Raw genomic sequence first — 6,750 nt, 5'->3', positions numbered from 1 at the left:
CAAGACGGCGCCCGGCAAGACGGCGCCCGGCAAGGCGGCGCCGGCGAAGAAGCCCGCGACCAAATCCGCCGCCAAGCCGGCGCGCAAGGCCGACCGCGCCCCGGCCCGGACCCAAGTCCGCTCCGGAGGCCGCAAGCGGGCCTGATCGTGTCAACCGGGCCAGTCGTGTCCGGCGCAACCGCCGCGCCCCCGCCGCTGTTGTCGTCGCAGCGCCGCGCTGTGCGGCCGCAAGCGGAGACGGGCAGATGAACGACCATGTCTACAAAATCGTCGAACTGGCGGGATCGTCCGAGCAGGGGATCGAGCACGCGGTCGCGACCGCGATCGCCCGCAGCGCCGAGACGATACGCAACCTCCGCTGGTTCGAGGTGACCGAGATCCGCGGTCATGTCGAGGACGGGCGCATCGCCCATTGGCAGATCGGCATCAAGGCCGGCTTCACCGTCGAGTAGCGTCGGGTCGGATAGAGCCGGCTAGAACGCGTCCAGCAGCCGCAGGAGCGTCGGGCGGATCGCCCGCAGCTCCTCGCGGTGGATCATCGACAGGTCGCGCAGCAGTGCGTCCGCCCGCGGCGTCAGCGCAACCAGCGTCCGCCGCCCGTCCGCCGGATCGTCCTGGCGGGTGACGAGGCCCGCCCCGACCAGCCGGTCCACCAGCTCGACCGCCGTGTTGGGGCGGATGATCAGGTGCGCGGCGAGATCGGCGACGCTCACGCCCTCCTGGTGCGCCGATTCCCGCGGCATGCCCTTGATCGACAGCAGCGCCTGGTGCTGCTGCGACGTCAGGCCGATCGCCCGCGCCTCCGTCTCGCTGAACGCCGCGAACCGGCGCAGCGCGTGGCGAAAGGCGGCCAGCGCCTCGTAGTCCCGCCTCGCCAGATCCCGTCCCGTCATCGCTCTTCCTTTCGGACCAGCCGTCGATTATGTCGTATCACGACATGAACCGACAGGATTGTTCCGTGACCCCCCCACGCTTCGCCCGGCCTGGCGACTTTACCACCGATACGCGCGTCCTGCTGCTCGCCGCGATGGCGGTCGTCGTGGGCACGGGCGGCGTCGCGGGCGCGTGGGTGCTGCTGCGGCTGATCGCCCTGTTCACGAACCTCGCCTACTACGGCGCCGCATCGTTCGCTTTCGTCGGGCCCGCTCACAATGCGCTGGGCTGGTGGGCGGCCCTGGTGCCGGCCGCGGGCGGGCTCCTGATCGGCCTCATGGCGCGGTACGGGTCGGAGAAGATACGTGGCCACGGCATACCGGAGGCGATCGAGGCAATCCTGATCGGCGGCAGCCGGATGGACGTGCGGGTGGCGATCCTCAAGCCGATCTCCTCCGCGTTGTCGATCGGCACCGGTGGGCCGTTCGGCGCGGAAGGCCCGATCATCATGACGGGCGGGGCCCTTGGGTCGCTGTTCGCACAGAGATTCGCGATGACGGCGGCGGAGCGCAAGGTGCTCCTGGTCGCCGGCGCGGCGGCCGGCATGGCCGCGGTGTTCGGCACGCCGATCGCCGCCGTGCTGCTCGCCGTGGAATTGCTGCTCTTCGAATGGAAACCGCGCAGCTTCATCCCGGTCGTCGTGGCCTGTGTCACGGCGGCGCTGGAGCGGGGGGTGGTCCTGGCCCCGGTGCCGCTTTTCCCGCACCTCGGCGCGGTGGCGAATGACGGGCTGCACGCGCTCGGTTGGGTGGCGCTCGGCATCGCCTGCGGTCTCGGCTCGGGCCTCCTGACGGCCATGGTCTACGGCACCGAGGATAGTTTCGGGCATCTGCCCATTCACTGGATGTGGTGGCCGGCGATCGGCGGCCTCGTGGTCGGCGTGGGTGGGGTAGTCGAACCCTCCGCCCTCGGCGTCGGGTATGGGAACATCGCGCAGTTGCTGACCGGCAGCATGGTCGGGCGGGCGGCGCTGCTGCTGCTGGTGGTCAAGTCGGTGATATGGGCCGTCTCGCTTGGGTCCGGCACGTCGGGCGGCGTGCTCGCACCGCTGCTGATGATGGGCGGCGCGCTCGGCGCGCTCGCGGCCCCATGGCTGCCGGGCGCCGAGCCCGGGTTCTGGGCGATGATCGGCATGGCGGCGATGATGGGGGGCACGATGCGCGCGCCCCTGACTGCCGCGCTGTTCGCGGTCGAACTCACCGGCGATTTTGCCGCCATACTCCCGCTGTTCGCCGCCTGCGCGACCGCTTACGCGGTGACGGTCCTCCTGCTGCGCCGATCGATTCTCACGGAAAAAGTGGCCCGCCGCGGCCACCACATCGTCCGTGAATACCTGGTCGACCCGTACGCCCTCGTGTCCGTTCGCGACGTGATGGCCAACCCGGTGGAGACGCTGGACTCCAGCGTGCCGGCGGCCGAGGCGGCGGCGTTCTTCACCGGACCGGGACCGCGCCACAAGGCCTATCCGGTCGTCGACCGCGACGGCCGGCTCGCTGGCATGATCAGCCGCGCCGATGCCCTGGCCTGGCTGCGCGATCCCCCGAGCGGCCTGCTCGGGGACGTGGTCGCGCAGGTGCCGGCGAGCATCGCCTATCCCGACGAGCCGCTGGCCGCCGTCATGGATCGCATGGTGCAGGACGATACCGGCCGCATCCCGGTGATCGCCCGCGAGGATGGGCGGGTCGTCGGCCTGCTTGCCCGCAAGGACCTGTTGCGCGTTCGCGCGCGGATGGTCGACGAGGAGCATCGGCGCGAGGGGCCGAGCCGTGCGGTGCGGCCGGTCGTCTCCGCCGAGGCCGCGGCGGGCGCCGGCGAATGACAGCCTGCGCGCCCGCCCGGCCGATCAGCGCGCCTCCCCGCGCGGCAGGGTGCCCATCAGCTTGGCGAGGACCGTCAGCATGATCTCGTCGGCGCCGCCGCCGATCGACGTCAGGCGCTGGTCGCGGAAGGCGCGGCTGACGCGGGTCTCCGTCATGTAGCCCATGCCGCCCCAGTACTGCAGGCACGCATCCGGCACCTCGCGCCCCAGCCGGCCGGCCTTCAGCTTCGCCATCGTCGCCAGCCGGGTCACGTCCTCGCCGGCCAGCATCATCTCCGCCGCGCGATAGACGAGGGCGCGCAGCAGCTCCACCTCCGTCTGCAACTCCGCGAGGCGGAAATGCACCACCTGATTGTCGAGCACGGGGCGGCCGAACACCATGCGGTCGCGGGTGTAGTCGATCGTCGCCTGGATCGTCGCCTCGTGCGCCTTCAGGCAGGCGGCGGCGGCCCAGAGCCGTTCCTCCTGAAACTGCAGCATCTGATAGGTGAAGCCGTGTCCTTCCTCCCCGATCCGGTAGCGCACGGGCACGCGCACGCCGTCGAGATGGATCTGCGCGGTGTCCGAACAGCGCCGCCCGAGCTTGTCGAGCTTGCGCGCGACGGTGACGCCGGGCGCGCCCATCGGCACGCAGATCAGCGACTTGTTGCGGTGGCGCGGGCCGTCGCCGGTGTTGGCGAGCAGGCACATCCAGTCGGCCTGGGTGCCGTTGGTCGTCCACATCTTGCCGCCGTCGATCACGTAGTCGTCGCCGTCGCGGCGCGCCGTCGTGCGGATCGCCGCGACGTCCGACCCGGCGCCCGCCTCCGACACGCCGAGACAGGCGACCATCTCGCCCGCGATCGTAGGCGCGAGGAACTCGCGGCGCAGCGCGTCCGAGCCGAAGCGCGCGAGGGCGGGTGTGGCCATGTCCGTCTGCACGCCGATCGCCATCGTCACGCCGGCGGCGGCGATCGTGCCCAACTCCTCCGCCATCAGCAGCCCGTAGCTGTAATCGAGCCCCTGGCCGCCATACGCCTCCGGCTTGGTCAGGCCGAGGAAGCCCATCCGGCCCATCTTCCGGAACAGCTCATGCGCGGGGAAGATGCCGGCCGCCTCCCACGCATCGACATGCGGGTTGATTTCGGCCTCGATGAAGCGGTGCAGGCTGCGCCGCACCTCCTCGTGCTCGGCGGTGTAGAGCATCGGCAGTGTCCTCCCCTTGTTTGGCGACGAGCCTAGGGCGGCGGGTACACGCTTTGCAGCCCCCGGCGCCGGGGGCCACACATACGAGGCGAGACATGAAGGAACGGCGCGGATGACGCAGGCGGCGCAGGCGACGAAGACGGTGTTCATCACGGGGGCCGGCATCGGCATCGGTCGGGCGACCGCGCTCGGCTTCGGCCGGGCCGGCTGGCATGTCGTGGCGACCGACGTGCTGGAGACCGAGGGCGCGGCGGTGGCCGCTTCGGTGCACGCTGAGGGCGGTTCGGCGGAGTTCCACCCCCTCGACGTCCGCTCGACCGAGCGCGCGGATGCGGTGGTGTCCGACGTGATCGCGCGCCACGGGGCGCCGGACTGCATCGTCGCCAATGCCGGCATCGCCCATAAGGTGCCGCTCGCGGCGCTCACCGACGCGAAGTGGGACGACACGTTCGAGATCGACCTGAAGGGCATGCTGCGGGTGATCCGACCGGCGCTGCCGGCCATGCGCGCCCGCGGGACGGGCAGCATCGTCTGCGTCTCGTCCATCATGGGCGTGGCGTATGGCTGGGACGAGCACGTGCACTATTCCTCGGCCAAGGCCGGCGTGGTGGGCCTGGTGCGGGGCCTGGCCGTCGAACTCGCGCGCGACGGGCTGCGGGTGAACGGCGTGGCGCCGGGCTATATCCGCACCGCGCAGCTTTTGTCTGAGCAGCACTCGCTCGGCCCCGCCGGCGCCGAGGCGGCCGGCGCCTTCATCCCGATGGGACGCATCGGCGAGCCCGAGGAGATCGCCGACGTGATCGGCTTCCTTGCCTCCCCCGCCGCGCGCTACATGACCGGACAGGTCGTGGTCGTCGATGGCGGCCTTCTGGTCGGCCGCTACTGAGCGCAAGGAACGCCGCACGATGACCGAGGCTCTGCCCCGCCTGTTCGCGCCCGCGACGCTCGCGGGCGTCACGCTGCGCAACCGCATCGCGATGGCGCCGCTGACCCGCCAGATGGCGGAGGCGGACGGCACGCCCACCGCCGAGATGGTCGCCTACTACGCCCGGCGCGCGCGCGGCGGCGCCGGGTTGATCATCACGGAGGGCACCTATCCCGACGACGGCCCGGGCTGCCGCGCCTACCTCTCGCAGCCGGGCATCGCGACCGCGCGCCACGTCGCGGCCTGGCGGCCGGTTGCGGAGGCAATTCATGCCGGCGGGGCGAAGGCGATCCTGCAGCTCATGCATGGCGGCCGGGTGACGGACCCGCGCTGCCTGCCGCCCGGCGCCGCACCGGTGAGCGCGAGCGACACGCAAAGCGGCGGCTGGGTGCTGTACACGGACACCGATGCCGAGGCGAAGCTGCGCGGCATCACCGGTCCCTGGCCGAAGGTCACGTTCGGACCCGCGCGCGCGCTGACGGTCGCCGAGATCGAGGCGATCGCCGACGGCTTCGCGGCGGGTGCGGCACGCGCGGTGGAGGCGGGGTTCGACGGCGTGGAGGTCCACGGCGCCAACGGCTACCTGCTGTACCAGTTCATCCACGACGCGACCAACCACCGGACGGACGCCTATGGCGGGTCGGTGGAGAATCGAGTCCGCTTCGCCCGGCTGGTCTGCGAGCGGGTGCGGCAGGCGATCGGGCCGGAGCGCATCATCACCCTGCGCCTGTCGCAGGACGGGGTGGACGATTTCACCGGCGCCTGGGCCGGCGGCGTGGCGACGGCGCGGGCGATCGGCGCGGCGCTGTCGGATTGCGCGGCCGACGCGCTGCATTGGTCGAGCTTCGCATGGCGCGACAACCGCGATCCCACATCCGACACGCCGATGCCGGCGGCGCTGCGCGCGGCGAGCGGCAAGCCGATGATCGCCAATGGCGGCATCGACCAGGGCGCGGAGGCCGAGGCGGCGCTGGCCGACGGGGCGGCCGATCTCGTCGCCGTCGGGCGGCCGATGTTCGCCAATCCCGACTGGCCGCAGATGGTGCGCGCCGGCGTGCCGGTCGATCTGGTGCCGTTCGACCGGTCCTATGTGATCCGCCCGCCGCTCGATCACGCCCATGCCGATCCGCGCGCGACCGTCCCGCCGGATTGGCCGACCGTATGGTAGGGGGCGCCGCCCGCCTCCTCCGCACGCTCCTCCGCACATCCGTTTGGCCGACATGACGATCGAGACGACGGCGCCGCCGCCGACGCTGATGCGCTTCGCGCCGCTGGTGGCGGTGGTGTTCCTCGGCATGCTGACCATCGGCATCCCGCTGCCGGTGCTGCCGGCGCAGGTCCATGGCGCGCTCGGCTACGGCACGGTCATGGTCGGCTGGGTGATCGGCTGCCAGTCCTTCGCGACGGTGCTGACCCGGCGGGTCGCGGGCGGCATCTGCGACGCGCGCGGGTCGAAGCAGTCCGTGCTGCTCGGCCTGCCCTGCGCGGCGGTCGCGGGCGTCCTGTATCTCGCCTCGTCCTGGGCGACGGCCAGCGCGGCGGTGTCGCTGACGATCCTGATCGTCGGGCGGCTCGTCCTCGGCTTCGCCGAGAGCCTGCTGCTGACCGGCACGATGACCTGGGGCTTCGCCCGCGTGGGGGCCGCGCAGACCGGGCGGGTGATGGCGTGGCAGGGGATCGCGATGTACGCGGCGCTCGCGGCCGGCGGGCCGATCGGGCTTGCCGTGCAACGCGCGGGCGGGTTCGCCGCCGTCGCGTGGGCGGCGATCGTGGTGCCGCTGGCGGCGCTGGCGATCGCCGTCGTGCTGCCGGGCGTGCCGGCCTCCGGCGGGCGGCGGCGGCAATCCTTCCTCGGCGTCATCGGGCGGGTGTGGCAGCCGGGGGCCGC

7 protein-coding genes are annotated in these 6,750 nt (G+C 72.1%); 5 read left to right on the top strand and 2 right to left on the bottom strand.

Translation table 11 applies throughout. From position 1 onward, the window contains the following. The first annotated feature begins 245 nt into the window (after nt 1-245). Complete coding sequence (locus tag B8460_RS15255) at nt 246-452, top strand: dodecin (protein ID WP_048862463.1); 207 nt, start codon at nt 246-248, stop codon at nt 450-452. Nucleotides 453-473: 21 nt separating this feature from the next. Here B8460_RS15255 and B8460_RS15250 read toward each other — a convergent pair whose 3' ends face one another. Beyond that, nucleotides 474-893 (bottom strand): MarR family winged helix-turn-helix transcriptional regulator, encoded by a 420-nt coding sequence (locus B8460_RS15250; protein ID WP_048862462.1) that lies wholly within the window; start codon nt 891-893, stop codon nt 474-476. Nucleotides 894-958: 65 nt separating this feature from the next. On the opposite strand from B8460_RS15250, the gene B8460_RS15245 reads away from it, so the two are divergent. Continuing rightward, the gene (locus B8460_RS15245) at nt 959-2,752 is read left to right on the top strand and encodes a chloride channel protein (RefSeq protein ID WP_241771207.1); all 1,794 of its coding nucleotides are present in this window, start codon (nt 959-961) and stop codon (nt 2,750-2,752) included. 24 nt (nt 2,753-2,776) lie between these two features. Here the strand turns inward: B8460_RS15245 and B8460_RS15240 are convergent, their stop codons facing one another. After that, nucleotides 2,777-3,937: an acyl-CoA dehydrogenase family protein gene (locus tag B8460_RS15240; RefSeq protein ID WP_048862461.1), complete on the bottom strand. Its 1,161-nt coding sequence runs from the start codon at nt 3,935-3,937 to the stop codon at nt 2,777-2,779. A 112-nt stretch (nt 3,938-4,049) separates the two neighbouring features. Between B8460_RS15240 and B8460_RS15235 the strand changes: the two genes are divergently transcribed. From B8460_RS15235 to B8460_RS15225, 3 genes are all read left to right on the top strand, one after another. Continuing rightward, complete coding sequence (locus B8460_RS15235; protein ID WP_048862460.1) at nt 4,050-4,823, top strand: SDR family NAD(P)-dependent oxidoreductase; 774 nt, start codon at nt 4,050-4,052, stop codon at nt 4,821-4,823. A 19-nt stretch (nt 4,824-4,842) separates the two neighbouring features. Continuing rightward, nucleotides 4,843-6,030, top strand: a complete 1,188-nt coding sequence (locus B8460_RS15230; RefSeq protein ID WP_158322902.1) for an oxidoreductase — start codon at nt 4,843-4,845, stop codon at nt 6,028-6,030. Nucleotides 6,031-6,082: 52 nt separating this feature from the next. Then, a partial coding sequence (locus B8460_RS15225; protein ID WP_048862458.1) for an MFS transporter occupies nt 6,083-6,750 on the top strand: 668 nt, incomplete at its 3' end.

Origin of the sequence: Acidisphaera rubrifaciens HS-AP3, from assembly GCF_000964365.1 — a bacterium.
Taxonomy (GTDB): Bacteria; Pseudomonadota; Alphaproteobacteria; order Acetobacterales; family Acetobacteraceae; genus Acidisphaera; species Acidisphaera rubrifaciens.
The sequence above is the reverse complement of the archived record's forward strand: the minus strand, read 5'-3'. Positions and strand labels throughout refer to the sequence as shown.